18 protein-coding genes and 1 pseudogene are annotated in these 15,648 nt (G+C 45.1%); 8 read left to right on the forward strand and 11 right to left on the reverse strand.

Features of this window, described 5'->3' with window-relative positions:
- Window positions 1–969, forward strand: a 969-nt coding sequence (locus HMPREF0673_RS08850; RefSeq protein ID WP_007901126.1) for an ATP-binding protein, incomplete at its 5' end; no start/stop codon positions are given.
- A 65-nt stretch (window positions 970–1,034) separates the two neighbouring features.
- Here the strand turns inward: HMPREF0673_RS08850 and HMPREF0673_RS08855 are convergent.
- Window positions 1,035–1,289 (reverse strand): hypothetical protein, encoded by a 255-nt coding sequence (locus HMPREF0673_RS08855; RefSeq protein WP_007901127.1) that lies wholly within the window; start codon window positions 1,287–1,289, stop codon window positions 1,035–1,037.
- A 6-nt stretch (window positions 1,290–1,295) separates the two neighbouring features.
- A complete protein-coding gene (locus HMPREF0673_RS08860; RefSeq protein WP_007901133.1) occupies window positions 1,296–2,051 on the reverse strand; it encodes a ParA family protein in 756 nt (251 codons plus the stop codon).
- A gap of 492 nt (window positions 2,052–2,543) precedes the next feature.
- Here HMPREF0673_RS08860 and HMPREF0673_RS08865 point away from each other — a divergent pair, with 492 nt between their 5' ends.
- From HMPREF0673_RS08865 to HMPREF0673_RS08890, 5 genes are all read left to right on the forward strand, one after another.
- Window positions 2,544–2,960, forward strand: coding sequence for a DUF4369 domain-containing protein (locus HMPREF0673_RS08865; RefSeq protein WP_007901134.1), 417 nt, complete (start codon window positions 2,544–2,546; stop codon window positions 2,958–2,960).
- A 116-nt stretch (window positions 2,961–3,076) separates the two neighbouring features.
- Window positions 3,077–3,691 carry a TlpA family protein disulfide reductase gene (locus HMPREF0673_RS08870; RefSeq protein ID WP_007901136.1) on the forward strand — a complete coding sequence of 205 codons (615 nt, stop codon included), beginning with the start codon at window positions 3,077–3,079 and terminating at the stop codon, window positions 3,689–3,691.
- Window positions 3,692–4,297: 606 nt separating this feature from the next.
- Window positions 4,298–4,465, forward strand: a complete 168-nt coding sequence (locus HMPREF0673_RS08880; protein ID WP_157591676.1) for a hypothetical protein — start codon at window positions 4,298–4,300, stop codon at window positions 4,463–4,465.
- Between the two features lie 36 nt (window positions 4,466–4,501).
- The gene (locus HMPREF0673_RS14745; protein ID WP_149919053.1) at window positions 4,502–4,738 is read left to right on the forward strand and encodes a hypothetical protein; all 237 of its coding nucleotides are present in this window, start codon (window positions 4,502–4,504) and stop codon (window positions 4,736–4,738) included.
- A gap of 22 nt (window positions 4,739–4,760) precedes the next feature.
- The gene (locus HMPREF0673_RS08890; protein WP_007901140.1) at window positions 4,761–5,222 is read left to right on the forward strand and encodes a SecDF P1 head subdomain-containing protein; all 462 of its coding nucleotides are present in this window, start codon (window positions 4,761–4,763) and stop codon (window positions 5,220–5,222) included.
- Between the two features lie 116 nt (window positions 5,223–5,338).
- On the opposite strand, the gene HMPREF0673_RS08895 is transcribed toward HMPREF0673_RS08890, so the two are convergent.
- From HMPREF0673_RS08895 to HMPREF0673_RS14915, 3 genes and pseudogenes are all read right to left on the reverse strand, one after another.
- Window positions 5,339–5,749, reverse strand: a complete 411-nt coding sequence (locus HMPREF0673_RS08895; RefSeq protein WP_007901141.1) for a single-stranded DNA-binding protein — start codon at window positions 5,747–5,749, stop codon at window positions 5,339–5,341.
- A gap of 439 nt (window positions 5,750–6,188) precedes the next feature.
- The gene (locus tag HMPREF0673_RS08900; protein WP_007901143.1) at window positions 6,189–6,830 is read right to left on the reverse strand and encodes a hypothetical protein; all 642 of its coding nucleotides are present in this window, start codon (window positions 6,828–6,830) and stop codon (window positions 6,189–6,191) included.
- Window positions 6,831–6,903: 73 nt separating this feature from the next.
- Window positions 6,904–7,117: pseudogene (locus HMPREF0673_RS14915) on the reverse strand (DUF7688 family protein).
- A 295-nt stretch (window positions 7,118–7,412) separates the two neighbouring features.
- Here HMPREF0673_RS14915 and HMPREF0673_RS08910 point away from each other — a divergent pair.
- Together HMPREF0673_RS08910 and HMPREF0673_RS08915 are read left to right on the forward strand one after the other, a co-directional pair.
- Window positions 7,413–8,480 (forward strand): Abi family protein, encoded by a 1,068-nt coding sequence (locus tag HMPREF0673_RS08910; protein ID WP_007901151.1) that lies wholly within the window; start codon window positions 7,413–7,415, stop codon window positions 8,478–8,480.
- A gap of 34 nt (window positions 8,481–8,514) precedes the next feature.
- Window positions 8,515–9,354 (forward strand): phosphoribosyltransferase family protein, encoded by an 840-nt coding sequence (locus HMPREF0673_RS08915; protein WP_007901153.1) that lies wholly within the window; start codon window positions 8,515–8,517, stop codon window positions 9,352–9,354.
- A 230-nt stretch (window positions 9,355–9,584) separates the two neighbouring features.
- Here HMPREF0673_RS08915 and HMPREF0673_RS08920 read toward each other — a convergent pair whose 3' ends face one another.
- The 6 genes from HMPREF0673_RS08920 to HMPREF0673_RS08945 form a co-directional block, all read right to left on the reverse strand.
- Complete coding sequence (locus tag HMPREF0673_RS08920) at window positions 9,585–10,088, reverse strand: SLOG family protein (RefSeq protein WP_007901155.1); 504 nt, start codon at window positions 10,086–10,088, stop codon at window positions 9,585–9,587.
- Between the two features lies 1 nt (window position 10,089).
- Window positions 10,090–10,656 carry a ribonucleotide-diphosphate reductase subunit alpha gene (locus HMPREF0673_RS08925; protein WP_040596709.1) on the reverse strand — a complete coding sequence of 189 codons (567 nt, stop codon included), beginning with the start codon at window positions 10,654–10,656 and terminating at the stop codon, window positions 10,090–10,092.
- A gap of 1,451 nt (window positions 10,657–12,107) precedes the next feature.
- Window positions 12,108–13,955, reverse strand: coding sequence for an IS66 family transposase (tnpC, locus tag HMPREF0673_RS08930; protein ID WP_007901159.1), 1,848 nt, complete (start codon window positions 13,953–13,955; stop codon window positions 12,108–12,110).
- Window positions 13,956–14,046: 91 nt separating this feature from the next.
- Window positions 14,047–14,379 (reverse strand): IS66 family insertion sequence element accessory protein TnpB, encoded by a 333-nt coding sequence (tnpB, locus tag HMPREF0673_RS08935; RefSeq protein WP_007901161.1) that lies wholly within the window; start codon window positions 14,377–14,379, stop codon window positions 14,047–14,049.
- Window positions 14,373–14,738: a hypothetical protein gene (locus HMPREF0673_RS08940; protein WP_007901163.1), complete on the reverse strand. Its 366-nt coding sequence runs from the start codon at window positions 14,736–14,738 to the stop codon at window positions 14,373–14,375. The genes tnpB and HMPREF0673_RS08940 overlap by 7 nt, the downstream gene beginning before the upstream one ends.
- 309 nt (window positions 14,739–15,047) lie before the next feature.
- A partial coding sequence (locus HMPREF0673_RS08945) for a hypothetical protein (protein ID WP_216589905.1) occupies window positions 15,048–15,648 on the reverse strand: 601 nt, incomplete at its 5' end.

Raw genomic sequence — 15,648 nt, forward strand, 5'->3', positions numbered from 1 at the left:
TCGGTGTTCAGCGATATGCAGCGCATCTGGGACCTCTATAGTCAGAAGTCCCGTATAAACCTGATAGTCTGCGGTTCGATATACTCTATGATGACCAAGATATTCAAGGACAAGAAAGAGCCGCTGTATAACCGTCAGTCGCGCTTCATGACCGTCCGGCCGTTTACACCCAGCGTCCTGAAGGAAATCCTGTCGGAATATAATCCCGCCTATACACCGGAAGACTTGCTGGCTCTGTACGCTTTCACGGGAGGCGTGGCCAAGTATGTACAACTGCTGGTGGATGCAGGAGCTACTACCAAGGCAGCCATGCTCGACCACATCATAAAAGCCGATTCCATCTTCCTGGGGGAAGGAAAAGCCATCCTGATAGAAGAGTTCGGTAAGGATTACGGCATCTATTTCTCGATCCTGTCTGCCATTGCTCGGGGAAAGACATCCCGTTCAGAAATCGAGAACGTCATCGGCAAGGAAATCGGCGGCTACCTGACCAAACTGGAAAATGAATACGAGGTCATCGCCAAGAAGCAGCCCCTCTTCGAAAAGAGTTCTACCAAGAACGTCCGCTATACGATAGAGGACAACTTCTTCACATTCTGGTTCCGCTTCATCTACAAATACAGCTACATGCTGGAGATAGAGAACTATGGAAGCGTGAAAACGATCGTGAACCGGGACTATGAGACCTTCAGCGGCTTGATGCTTGAACGCTATTTCAAGCGTGTGCTGATAGAAAAGCAGGCCTTTACCCGCATCGGAAGCTGGTGGGACCGCAAGGGTGAAAACGAGATTGACATCGTGACGGAAAACGAACTGGAGGAAACCGCCACCTTCTTTGAAGTGAAGCGCAAGGCCGAGAACATCGACTTGGAAGTGCTGGAGACGAAGGCAGCTGCATTTTTACGCGCTACCGGAGAGTTCAAGGGGTATGCCCTCTCATACAAGGGGCTGTCCATGGCAGACATGTAACAATGCCGGGCTGTTCAGTCCGGACATACGAAAATACGGAAGCAGGAGAAAGTGAGGAAAAACCCTCACTTTCCATGCTTTGCCAGATACTCCTTCATCGCCTCGTTCACAATGTCTCTCAACGACATGTTTTTCTCGATAGCGAGGTATTTCATGCGTGTGTGAATACTCTTGTCAATGACGAAATTACAATGTACTGCCGGCTCCTTTTCCTTCTTAACCGGTACCGGCTTCTCCTTTTGCGGAGATTTCTTCGTGGATGACAGCAATCCGTCCAGTCCGGTCTTCATGCCGTCTTTCAATAAATCGCTTTTGCCCATATCTGTTTATTTTAGTTTCAATACTTCTTTAGCCAGCTCCATGTAGTCCTTGGCTCCGTTGCAGTTCTTGTTGTACTCGAAGATATTTTCTCCCTTAATCGGTGCTTCGGCCAGTGCCACATTGTCCCGGATGACGGTTCCGAATACCTTGTCGCAGAAAGAATCGTTGATGATTTCAGCCACGCTCTTGTTGAGCGTCTTGCGTTTGTCATACTGGGTGATGAGAATGCCGCCTATCTTCAGGTTGGGATTCAACCGTTCCTTGACAATTTCAATCACACTGGTAATCTTGGCCATTCCGCGCATAGCCAAAAACTGTGCCTGCACCGGAATGATCAGATAATCCGCAGCCGTCAGTGCATTGAGCGTCAACAGCCCCAAGGAAGGCGGACAGTCAATCAGGATGTAGTCGAATTTCCGGCTTTCGAGCAATTTGGCAATCAGTCCTTTCAGAATCAGTTCCCGTCCCGGCTCATTGATCAGTTCGGACTCTGCCGCCGACAGGTCCAGGCAGGACGGCACCACGGCAAGCCCGTTCTCCAGCTCTACAAGCGGCAAAGGATATTCGCCTTTCATCGCTCCGTACACCGTCTGTTCCTCCTCGATGGAAAGTCCGCACGACTCTGTCAAGTTAGCCTGACCGTCCATATCAATAGCCAGTACACGCTTTTTCTTCTGCCCTAAAGCGGCAGCAAGATTGATGGTGGTGGTTGTCTTTCCAACCCCGCCCTTGTGGTTCAATATCACTATAATTTTTACCATAAAGCATTGTCTTTAAATCATATACAAAGATAGTACTTTATTTAGTAAATACTAAATTTAGTGCATACTATTTTACTATAAAATATCACTTTAGTAATATAGTAGGTTAGTATATACTACGATACTAATATACTATTTTACTCATCTACTAAATGTAGTAGCTACTATGTATAGTAAATGGTATGAGATAACTCTTCAACAATTCTTATCTGACAGGTGTACAGAAGTCATCAGTTGCCAGATAGAACGTTTTTTCAGTCTGAAAAATCGTCGGACAAGATGAGCTGCTGGAAAAAATAAGGTAGTTATTCCAGAAGCCACCCCCACCTTTTGCATACTGGTGCGTATTAACAATGATGCGGTATGGAAAGGCGAGTCAGGTATCAACAAATAGGAAAAAGAAGACAGATGCTTTGTCATGCTGATTATCCAGTCTGATTGCCAAACATAACAATCAATCATAGAATCATTAACGTCAAAAAAACGAGTAACATGAAAAAATGGATTACACAGAGCGTAGGCTTGCTCATGTCCGGATTCCTGTTCGGGCAAACTGAAAACACCCAGGAAAAGGAACAACCGATGAAAGGTTATGAAATCAACGGCCTGATAACCGGGAAATATACCGGCAAGGTATATCTGGTAAAGGAAGATGGCATGCACGGGCCACAGACAAAAGTGGACAGTTGCGAGGTGATAGACGGACGTTTCCAATTCAAGGGAGATTCCGTACCTGAACAATCGGTCATCTATTTCATCCAGAGTCATGACGAGCAGCTGGCGCCTATCTTTCTGGAAGGGGGTCAGATCAACATGACCATGCGTGCCGATTATTTCTTGGGTTCGTCGACCAAAGGAACCATCAACAACAACCTGTGGAGGCTTCACCAGTTGCAGACAACTGGATAGACAGCATGCTGCTGGCTTCCAACACTCACTATATGCGCTACGGACGCGGTAATTTGGCCGTGGAGGACAGCCTGTTCAAATTCCGCACCTAGGAACAGAACACCAAGAAACTGAATATGGAGAAAAACATGGTGAGATTCTACAACGACCAAGCTTTCGCCCCGTTCATCATGCTGTTTGAGATGACGAACGAACTGTCATTGAACGAACTGAAGGAACTGCGCGGACAGCTGAACGAAAAGATGAACGACCATCCGTACACTAAGGAACTGGACGAAATCATCGCCAACAAGGAATTTAGGGTAGGTATAGAGGCACCGGAGTTCTCCATCAAAGGCATGGACGGCGAGGACATCGAACTGAAGAACTTTATCGGTAAATACATCCTGCTCGACTTCTGGGCATCGTGGTGTGGACCGTGCCGCAACGAAATGCCGAATGTGGTAAAGCTCTACAAGGAATGCAAGGGCAAGAACTTAGAAATCATCGGTATCTCGCTGGACCAGAAGCCGGAGCCTTGGAAGAAGGCGGTGAAAGACCTGAAGATGACCTGGCCGCAGGCGTGCGACTTCCAGGTCTGGTATGGTCCGGTAGCACGCAGATATAACCTGACTGTCGTACCTTACACCGTACTGATCAATCCCGAAGGGAAAATTGAAGCGTTGAACCTGCGCGGAGAAGAGCTGATTACCACCATCAAGACCTTGTTGAAAAACAACAAGAAGAAATAAGGGTGTAAAAACGGGAAATACACCGGTCTGTATGCCTGCCCGGTGCAGGTGTACAGACCAACAGACCAAAGCATAAAACATAGCCGGCATGTCCGAGAATTATTTCCGGTTCTCTGCTTTCTAAGATGATTTAACGAAAAATCAATCAATCTGTTAGAATCGAATTCCTATTTTTCTTTATTTTTGTGTTATCCAACTGAAGTGTAAAAGATAACGCATATGGAAACGAGCAAAATCCCCGTACCGGAAGATGTACTTGAAAAGATAAAAGCTTACTGCCTCGAAGCCGGACAGCCTGTTGAAAACTAGGCGGCGACCACCTGGCGATTTCTGGAAAAGAACGACATTGACATTTATAATGAAACGTGTGAACCGACTCTTGCCGGCTCTTCGGATGTGGAAGAGGAACGCGCACAGCTGATACAGCTCTGTGATCTGATGAGTGAATTTCTGCGTTAACAAAAGCAAAGGCAGGCGCACCTGCCGGATCCGGAGGCCCTGCAAAAAGCCGAAGCCGACATAGTTAAGCTGAAAGAGCATATAAAGGAGTATAAGCAACAGTTGGATGAATACCACAAAAAACATGTGGCCTTTGTCTACGAAATAATGAAATGGCAGAACAAGTATAATGATCGTGACAAACAATACCATTGTACTCTGTTTGACCTTAATGAAGAAATGAGACTGCTGGAGAAGGCCAAAGCCGAAAAGAAACGCTGCAAGGGACTTTTTGCTACTGCCAACGAAGAAGTTCTGAAGGAACTGGGCATTTGAAGCACTGCGTATACATCATCTCAAACAATAAATCATATGAAGGAAATTTCAAGACAGAATATCGTTTTGAGCACCGTTGCTGTCATCATGCTGGTCTTGATTCTGACAATCGGATTCTTTGCCATTCCTGTCGGCATCACCTTATGTTCGCTCATTTGCGTTATCCATGGAATAAAATCCTTTTCATGGAATTTTCTGAAATGGTCTGTCATTTTCCTAGCCATCGGCATCGTTTCGGTCATTTATACTATTATTCTGATTACATCCATATAACTACATCTAATTTTTAAAACTTATGAAAGTAAAAAGTGAAATTTCGTTTCTGACTAAAGTCAAGCTGCTTCCTGTGTGGGCAGCAACTCTATTGTCTGTGCTGTTTGCAAGCTGTTCCGAGAAACAAATTAAAAACGGATGGTATCATATAACAGACGGCAAGACGCTGACTTTTGATTCATCACCCATTGTTACCACGGTTGACTTTGAAGTCCTGCGAATAGACTCTGCCTTGAACAGTGCAAACGTCATGACGTACATAATTGCCGGCAAAATAAAGTCCGGCAAGGCTAAAGCATGGGCTAACGCGGCTGAAAGAGCAATCGGCAAACAGATAGGTTTTCTTTACAAAGGAAAAGTCATAACCGCTCCACAAGTCAATGCCCGGATAGACAGCAGAAATTTTCAAATTATCCCCGACGGATTCTGCAATGATAGAGAAAAAATGTTCGAACTGTATGAATCCCTGGTGAATGAACGATAGTAGTAATGTAGTATCTACTAATTTTAGTAAACGACTATTTTCTAATATCCTATTTTACTACGTTTAGTAAATACTACATTTAGTATTATTTGATTGTCAATCTGATATTCTTTCTATCAGAACGGCAAATCTTCATGACTGTCCTGCGGAGAATCGGGAGGTGTCGGGACTTCATCTGCAGCTACAGCCGGACTTGCGGTTTCTGATGCCGTGCCTTCACGCTTGCCGGCACTGATGAACTTCAAGACATCTGCCGAAATGGAAATCTGGATTTGCGGGTTGTCTTCCTTGTCTTTCCAAAGTGAAGTGGAGAGTGTCCCTTCAACCAGCAGCAGCCGTCCCTTGGTGAGATATTCTGACAGCCGGATATGGTTTTCTTTCTTACTTCGAACCCTTACCCATGTGGTAATGCTGTTTCCGTGTGCGTAATCGTCCACGGCAATATCAAATGCGATGAATGAACCGTGTGTTCCTGTGACAACCTGGCAATCTTTGCCGATACGACCGATAGTATGAACGTATAACATAACTGAAATTGTTTTACGGCAAGGTGGTTAATCCTGCCATTACCTAAACTGACTTTGTTTTTATTCCCTTCTTTCGGCCCATTTGCGGCCGCAGGGATTATTTTTCGGCCTTGAAAGGTGGCGGTGGACATCCGCCATGGCCGGTAAGGAAAAATACGCTCGACAGCCGAAGAGGAAGATTTTTCCGAGACCACACGGGCAGAATGCCGGCATTGGCAGGAATGGAAACCGGCGGTTACCTTTGCTGAAAAATCCAATTCCCCGAGGTCGCACGGCGGAGAACGGAAGAGCTGCTACAAGAGGGAATGGATAGAAAAGGGAAATCTGAGGTAAAAAGGAACGGTGCATGGCAATGCCGTCGATAAAAAGGGACTTTGCGTCGGCAGACCGAAGCCGGAACAGACCCTACCAGGCCCCGGTAAGGTCTGTCTGTAGATTATCAGTCAATATCGCAACCAATCATGAAATCGTCATTGATAAGCAGATAGTAATAGCCGCTGCCACAATTCCGGTACTCCTTGCTGAATCCGGCAGCCATGTCGCCGTTTTCACGCGGTTCGCACCAAAGCGTACCGTCATAACCGCAAAAGTCGAAACGAAGCGTTGAGAATTTCTCCTTATTCTTCATGGCCTGGCGGAACCGCTGCATGCTCCAGCTTCCGCAATACTTCTCAATCGTGGAGAGTCGGATGCACTTTCCGTCAATAGCCGTTCCTGTGGTGATGCGGTTTTCGTACAGGGTCTTCTCAAGGTCTGCTGCTGTAATCTTGCGGAGCCAGTCGTTGGTATGCGTGGCAAGGCGTGCGAGCTTCTGATATTTGAGAATCATTTTCCTGTCCACATCCTTTTCGTCTTCCTTTTCCTGTGGCGGATAATGGATTTTTTCGATGTGGCTCCAGTCTGAAAAGATGTAGCCATGTTTGCGTTTGCCTTTCGCAATAATACCGACGATGTTCTCCCTGCCACGGTTGATAAATAATTTCCTGCGTTCCCCGTAAATTTTTACATACAAGACCGGTGGATTCTGTTCGTTACGGAGATATTCTTCTGCCGGATGCATTGTTGCTGTTGTTGTGTCCATACCAGTATTTTTTTAGTTGTTCATTCTTTTATTTTATTTGGAGCCGCTTCGGGCTCCCGTTTATAAGTTATCCTCACGAAATTTGACTTTTGTCCCTGAGTGCAGTTCTGAGTTCAGGGAGTGTGCCCGTCCTGACTCCCATTTCGCCAAAAGCTGTTTCTGACATAGTCCCGGTACTCCTTTCCGGAAAAGCTCTTTTCGCTCAGATTATTGAAAAACTTACGGATGCTGAATCCGTCTTTGCTTGACAGTATTGTCCTGCCGTCCTGTCTGATTTCTTCTTTCATCATTTCAATTTTCAAGTGTTCAACATTGTCTGCTGTCTTACTTTTCCCTCTGTTCGGACTGTCGCGACCGTCGGGATTATTTTTCTGCTCCGAAGGTCGGCAAGGAACAACCGGATAAGGCTGAGCGGAAAAATACGCTCACCGCTGTCAACGGAGAGGAAGATTTTTCCGGCTCACCCCTGCGGCGGTCTGCCGGCATTGTCAGGATTGTGACGGACGGGTATTTTCGCAGCAAAATAACTCTACCGAGGTCGCACGGCTGAATAATGGGACATAGGATAAAACAGCTCTGTGAATGAGATATAAGGGATGGACATGTGAAAAGCATAGAAAGGGAAGAGAAAAGCTGATGAATGTTTTGCCGGACAGAAAAAATGTATTATATTTGCAGCAACATGCTTACCCCGCTTCCCGTAAGAACAGCGCGCTCAGGGTAAGCTTTTTATTTTATATACCCATGGCAACAAATAAGATACCTTATCCCAAGCATCTCATATCCTTTACAGATCAGATAAATCTGCTCAAACAAAGAGGAATGGTTTTCGGGAATGAACCCAAAGCCCTGCACCTATTGCAGAATATCAGTTATTATCGTTTGAGCGGCTATTGGTATCCTCTACTGGCGGACAAACGACAGCATATTTTCAAACCGGGCAGTACATTTGAAACGGCCTATAACATCTATAAGTTTGACAGTGAGCTCCGCAAACTGATTATCGCAGAGATTGAAAAGATAGAGATTGCAGTCCGTACACAGACAGCATATATCCTTTCTTCACAGCATGATGCGTATTGGTTTGAAGATTCCTCGCTTTTCTCAAGCCCTGTCCGCCATGCAAAGTTGCTGTCAAAGATTAACGAAGAATACAGCCGCAGCGATGAAGAGTTCATCAAAGCGTTCAAGTCGAAATATTCCAACCATTTCCCGCCAAGCTGGATAACAATGGAAATAACCTCATTCGGAACACTTTCCATATTGTACGAAAATCTGTTGCCTGGAAAAATCAAGCGTTCCATAGCTGCATATTTCGGGCTGGCGGATAAGGTTTTCGCATCGTGGCTGCATAGTGTCGTGTATGTGCGTAATATCTGCGCTCACCACAGCCGCTTGTGGAATAAAACTTTAAGCATCCGTCCATTGATGCCACGCTCTCCACGAAATACTTTCATCAAATTGCCAGCTAACGGGACACCGCAGGTCTATTTTATATTGAGCATGATTATATACCTGCTGAACACAATCAATCCCAACCATACGTTTGTTTCGAGGTTCAAGGCACTTTTAAGCCGTTATCCTTCTATTGATGTCCGGGCTATGGGATTTCCGGACGATTGGAAGACCGAGAGCATCTGGAAAGACTGAATGTGAAATACGTTTGTCCATTGCCTAAACCTTAATGGAACCGAAGCTGCTGTTTTTGATCCTGTTCTGTCTGATTATAGGACTGCTGCATATCATCGCCTTCTGGCGGCGGAAAGCCGGGGAAGCGGCGTATGCAGCCGCACGGAACGCCAGCCGGGAAGACGAAAGGGAACGCTATTGCCGTATGGCGGTGATGGCCGGACATAGAGACGCCTGCCGTATGTTCTGCTGTATGTATCCTGAACGGTTTGATGACAGGCGGCCGCTCAAGCCGTTCAAGTTCCGTGGAATCCGGATTGCATTTTACGGCTATTACTATCCGTCCCGGTACAATGATTTTCTCAACGAAGCACAACGGACATTCTGCCGTTCCATCTACCGGTTCAAGCAGGGAGAAATACACGGCATCGAGTTCTTCAAGGCATGTATGACCGCCATACAGGCGGACGGCAAGCCTTATCATATCATGTTCATGCCATGCAGCAACTGGATAAAGTACGGACAGCGGTTCAAACGACTGGACTGGTATATGGGCAAGCACAGGCCGGATCTGACATCAGGACTGTACGATACCGTGATTTGCGATGCCCGGGAGAGCCTGCATGAAGCCAACAGCGGAGAAGGCCGTGTCCTTGAACGGAATTACGAGATTACCGGTGATATAAAGGGAAAAGAAATCATTATCATAGACGATGTGCTGACGACTGGGCAGAGTGTGGCCGACTACAAGGAGGAAATAGAAAGGCACGGCGGCAAGGTAGCGGCCGCCATTTTCTATGGTAAGACGTTCTCTATGCCGCCGATGTTCATAGTCAGGATGTCGGTATGGTGGGAATATCTCACCAGCCTGATTGGAGGGGCGTTATCCCAATAACCGACCATTATCATTCTACTCCCTGTAGAGGATTCCTTTCCGTGTGTTTTGTTGCAGTAATAATGCTGGTCTTGATTTCATAGAAAACGGAAGCGTAAACCCGGGAAACGGAGAACCCGGTGGTAAAAAGGAGAGCGTGCCGGCTGGCCGGTACGCATATAGAACAGCATAGCCGCTCTTACCCTATGGCCAGACCAACCGAACGGATCGGACTGCAGACCGTTTGTCTGTCATCCGCTTGAATGGCTGTAGAGATTGGAGACTTGAAGTCCGCCAGCCGTGGCTTTGCGACAAGTGTAGAACGTACCGCCTTTGGGTTTCCCGTCATACCAGGAGATAAGGCGCGAGCAGTGGCATACCATGTAGTCGTTGCGCCTGAGAAAACAGCCCTGAAAGTAATGTTCACTGAGGATGATTACTTCATCCGAACTGCTTAGTACGGCTTCATACTCGGCTTTCATCGCATCGCTCCACCGTTCGGCCTGTCCCCGATACGGCACAACCGCAATGACCTGCAAGTCCGGCAACTCTGCTTTCAACGAAATGGCGGCTTCTGCTGCCAACTGGTCAAACCCCAGTGCCGCCCCATGGTAGAAAAGTCGGTAGCCATCTGCATATGCCTTGGTTATCTCTTTTATCAACAACTGCTTCAGCCGTTTGCGGTAAAGTAACGGAATGTTGCGGTGTCCGCTGAAGCACACGGACACTGCCTTGTCATTCTTGGATTCTATCATATCAGTTCACTTTGTAATGGGTTCTTGCAAGGAATAATCCGCCGAGCACATTCGCACCGAGGCTTTCAAGCTGATGGGCGTAGGTGGCATAACTTAATCCTTTGGAAATTACATCATCGAAGACCACCACCGACTTCCCATTGAAGAAAGCCGAGTCAAATTCAACGATGTTCACCTTCCGGATTTCCTTTTCTGCCTTGCGGTTCTCGTGGATGCTCAACCGCTCTCCGCTCACTGAGACATGCTCATATCCGTTGATAGCTCCGGCCAGCTCGCACACTCTTTGACAAAACGCTTTGTAACGTACCTCATTCTTTTCTCGGGTGGATGCCGGTACGGGAGAGAACACAATGTCGGCACATGATGCCCCATAGCGTTCGGTCATGGCGGCTGCCGTGCGTCGGGCTACTTCTTCGTATGCCCGTCCGTCCTTGAAGTCAAACACTAATTGGCGGTCTGCCTTCTCGCGCTCGCCTACGTTCCGTATGCGTACAGGAAAATACTTGCAGAACCATGTCTGCGGCTTGTCCAACTGCTTTTGAAGTTCAATGTCTATCGTCTTTGCCATAATGCTGATTTTTATGTTTCCCTCTTCTTGAAGGCCGTTCAGCCTGTGGAGGGATATTTTCAGCCGGCACTGCCGCTCGAAGATTACCGCTGAGACAAACCTGGGGCATGAAATACGCTCTGACATGTCAGAGGAAGATTTTCTGCTCCAACATCAATGGCGGTTTGGCATCAGGTAACGGGCGGTTTACTTTGCGGAAAATATGACTTCCACAGAGCCGGGTGACGACAGAGAACGCTTTCTCGTATAAATGTTGGCAAATGATAAAACAGGGCAAGACAATATAAGAGGAACGGGCGGGCAGTGGAGCGTCTGCGGCTTGCCGGTCCAAACTTCCCGATGAAGTGACCGGACGGCTCAGTCCCAAATCTGTCAAAGCGAAGCCTTGACAGATTTGGGACCGAGTCGTTTGGTCTTTACATGTTCGGACCTCCGCATAAAGAGTCACTCAGTCGCCTCATAGCAGCTCCGCTGCCATAGGGCGAGTGAATGTCTCTTGCGGACAAGCCTTGTGACGCTCCGCTGAAGGTGTGGGGCGAAGCTGTATAAGGAGATAAGGGGGACGGCGCAGACGGTTAGAAAAGTATGGACGACAGACGTTCCGGCAAGGACAAACGGCAGGCTTTCTTGTGTCGCCTGCGGCAAGTAGGCCTGCGTCCTTGCTTGGCCCAAAAGACGGGCGCACTGCATATAGCAGACCTGTATGCCATTTGCCGTGTGCCGGTCTTACAGGCAAAAACGTCCGTTCGCCGGGTTTATTTTTCCGCACCACGAAAGTGATAACGGCAACGGGACAAATCTGGTGACAGAAATACGCTTCTCCCGGAGAAGGAATATTTCCGTCGGCCACCGCAGACCGTGAGGATTTGCAAGGTACAACTGTTACCCGCTACTTTCGCGGAACAACAAGCCGGAAGGCAGGGCTGACTGTAAGGATATAAAAGGATTGAAAAGACAATATAAAGGGAGACGATAAAAGGGGAAAGGAGGATAAAAAAGGCAGATGCCAGACTATAAAGCTAAAAGGTCAACCGGATCCCGGCAGGACGGAAGAGATTAATGCTTAAAACAACCTACAATTATAAAAAAACCAATCCATGTTATCAAACAATAACAAACATAGAATAAACGTCCAAGAATTAAACGAGTGTTTGACTTGGACTCATAAATCAATTTAAGGTTTGAGAATTTAGGAGGTTTATAATACCTGACATATATGTATATAATAAATGGGAGCAGAATTAATATCGCCCATACCCAAGAGATCAATTCCCACTTCGTAGTTATAGGTATATACTTTAGAATTTTAAAATGAGTATAGTATTCTACTATATATATAATAGATAATATATTAAGAAATAGGCATGTAAACTTCCAATTTTAGGGTATCCCCTTTTGGACGGGCTCCAGTCGGCACCCGTCTAAAAAAGAATCCACAAATTTAACGATTATTATTTGCATATTGTCATGGGAAGAAGGTTTTCGTAATCCGTTCTTCCCTTTTTTAATTCTCTGAGCAGCTTGCAGAAGTAATCCCTGAAGGAGACTCCTGCCTGTTTGCAGGTTTCTATAAAGGTATTATAGATTGCGGAGTTCTGTATTCCTTTCACGCTTCCGAAGAACAGGCTGTTTTTTCTTTGGACAGTGATTGGTCTTATCGCTCTTTCTGCTGCCATATTGTCTATGGAGTATTCTCCATCATTTCTGTAGGCAAAGATCTGATTCCAGAAGTTCTTCAGATAGTTAAGAGCCTTGCTCATAAGTTCGCTTCGGTTCTCATCCGGATTTGCAAGCAGATCATAAAGTTCTGTCCTTATCTTCTCGATGACCTCAGTTGTTTCCTTACTGTTCCTTCTGCGGTAAATCTCGTCTGCAGTAAGTTTTTCCCGGCGATAAGTATCTTCCATGCCGTATAGCTTTGCTATCTGCTCAAGGAAGATTCTTGCCTGCGGGCTTCCCTGGTCGAAGGCATACTTGAACTTTGCCCTTGCATGAGCCAGACAGCAGAGATGATCTATATCCATAAGTTCGTTGTCAAGATACATATATACGTTATAACCGTCACTCTGCAGTGATTTGATTTTTGCATCACCAAGGAACTCCTTCAACACATTTCTGTTCCTGCCTCCATGTTTCTGTACACCTTCATCATCCGTTGTATCCTCGTAGAAGAAGATGACTATACGCGCTTTTCTGTTTACCAGACACCACATATAGGTCTTTCGTTTCTTATTGTATGCGTGATAGCGGAGCCATGTCTCGTCCACATTCACGTTGGCACCGTCCTGAAGGGCAATCTTCTTGAGGGCAGGTATCAGCTTATTGAGCTGCATGGCACCTTTGTCGGCCCAGTTCAGCAGGTTCTGCACAGAGGTGTTCCAGTCCATATCCGACAGACGGTTCTTCGCCTCCCTGTATGCCGGTGTTGACATCTGGAAGCGGTTAAACATCAAATACGAGAGCATGTTTGCCGTAATGCTTGTACCCGGTACTATCTCGTCATAAAGGCTTGCCCGGACGTCATCCTTCATAGGAAGGAACATGCTTTCAATCCTGCCGTCGGCATGCTTCACCTTAAGTACCTCAAAGTGATGTTCCTCAATATGGCTCACAATGCTTCTTATTTTACGGTAGCTTGACGATATTACAACAGAATCCTCAGGAAGCATTGTATAATCAGACCTGTGTATAATCGGTGTACCTACACAAGTCTTATTGTATGTCATTCCTTTCCTGTATGGTCTTTCCTTGGAAAGGGAAGCCTTCGGAGTATCCTGCGTGTCGCATGATGCGGAAGAGTCCGGCTGTGGGACCTCGCTTGGTGGAGCAGTAGGAGTACCGTCAAAATCATCCTTGTCATCATGCTTCCCTTTTACGACCCTTTTACGGTCAATACCTTTGAGACTTTTGGAAGAGGCATAGGTCTGGGTATTCATAATGGAAAGACGTTCTAAAAGGGCATTATACTTTTTCTCAAGTTTTTTATACTCCTTATCGCGGAGCTTGTATTCAAGGACAACCTTGTCAGCCTTGCTGTTTGCCTTAAGCAGGGCATTTGTAAGGGAGTCTATTTTCTTATTGGACTCCTTCAGGTCTTTTCCTATTTCATCAAGCCGTGCTATCATTTCGTCAAGCTGCTTGCTCTTGCTCTGATTCTCCTCAAACAGGAACAGGGCGAACCTCTTTATCTGCTCATTATCCATACCTTCAAGGGGTGTATGCTCCTTTTCGGGTCTGTTCATCATCTCTTCAAGATGCTTGCGTCTGAGTGTATTTTCTATGAGCTCTTCCAGTTCCATGTTCTCTAATATTTTATGTAAAGATACTCATCTTCAATGAGATATACAAATATTTAGAGAATTTTTATCGCTGATTGTCAGAGTTTTATCTTTAAATTCTTATACTCGTTATTACTGGAGTTTCAAGTATCGTGACCAGGTCTTTCCAGTCTATTTTATATACTGTCACATCGTTCTTGCGCTCTATTTTCATGAACTTATAGCCCTTAATGAAAGACTTCTCATGAAGGTAGTAGGCATTGCGCTCATAGTGTATCATACGAACCTTGCGCTGGTCTTTAGACATGAACATGTAAACATCACCATTCAATGGATCACGGTGGTATCGACCTCGGATTATCTCGCATATACGCTGAGCCTTGCATCTCATATCGTGAAGCTCAGGAAGGTAGTAGAAGTTGTGAAGACCGTTGATGCTCAGCATAAGCCCTCCAGTTTCTCTACCAGTGTTTTCAGCCCCTGATAGTCTAAGCCTTTCTTCTGTATGCACAAGCCCTCACGAGTTCTTATCGTCACCATAATGCTTCCTTTATGGGGAGTTGTACGTTTGAGCTTGTCTTTAGCAACCTCCTGCCGTTCTTCATTGCCTGTCCGAATCAGCTCTTCCGGAATTCCTTCAACTTCTACAGGTACAACCTTTTTCTGTGTCTTCTTGAACCAGTCATAGAATGCCGTGTATGGAATATTGTTGCCAATGCAGAACGAGTTGATGGAAACCCCATTGGGCTCACCCTCGGTTTTGTAGAGGAACCACAGTCTTTCAAAATCTTTTTCGCTAAACATAATCTTTCGAGTTTTAAGTTTAGCACGAAGGTATGCGAAAGAGACATGCTAGTCAATACGCCAATTTTGGAAGCTTACATAAGGAAACAAACATTATAGAATCAGACCAATGCCAACCACCTTTTTTAAAACGATTATTCTTTTCGAAAAAATAAGATGTCCAATATATTATTTCTTTTAACATACTCAATACCTTTTAGTCGGTGCAGGACCTATAAATATATGCTTGGGTGTGTACTTTTTTATTATTTGTTGAAAAATAGGGCAACTCTAATTTGTCAAGAAAATTATAAGTGATACATTTTTATCTTATTCAGATGAAATAACAATACTACCATTAATTCCTCCAATGCCATACTTACGGTAAGATGTTTCTCCATCATAAATCATAATTTTGTGATGCTTTGTATGCAATATTGAATCAATAAACTCAATGCCTTTTATTATAGAATCATTATAAATTACAAGTTTATTGTTATTTCCTACTATTTTCTCAAAGGCACTTTTTTTTACATATATACGATTGTTGGTTGATAATAAAAGTTCATTTTCTGAGATTATTTTTATGTAAGCATTGCAAAAAGAGCTAACTATAGAATCTTGTATCCGCACCCCTTCGTTTGCCTTAATCGTGTTAGTGACATTTATTTTCAACAATGAATCATTTATATGAGTAATCAAGAATTTAGAATTGTGCTTAGGAAATAATCCCATGCCCATAATATTGAGTATAAGAGTATCTTTGTTAAGACATATTTCATGAGGATAATCGTATTTTGAATTATATGTGATATAATAATCTTGAGCATTACAAGCAAAAGAAATGCTACATAATAAATATATAAAACAGAACAATCTACTTAACATATATATACGGATTGGGTAGTGTAAACAGAACTGTGTCACGGCT

This window comes from Leyella stercorea DSM 18206 (assembly GCF_000235885.1).
GTDB classification, from domain to species: Bacteria; Bacteroidota; Bacteroidia; order Bacteroidales; family Bacteroidaceae; genus Prevotella; species Prevotella stercorea.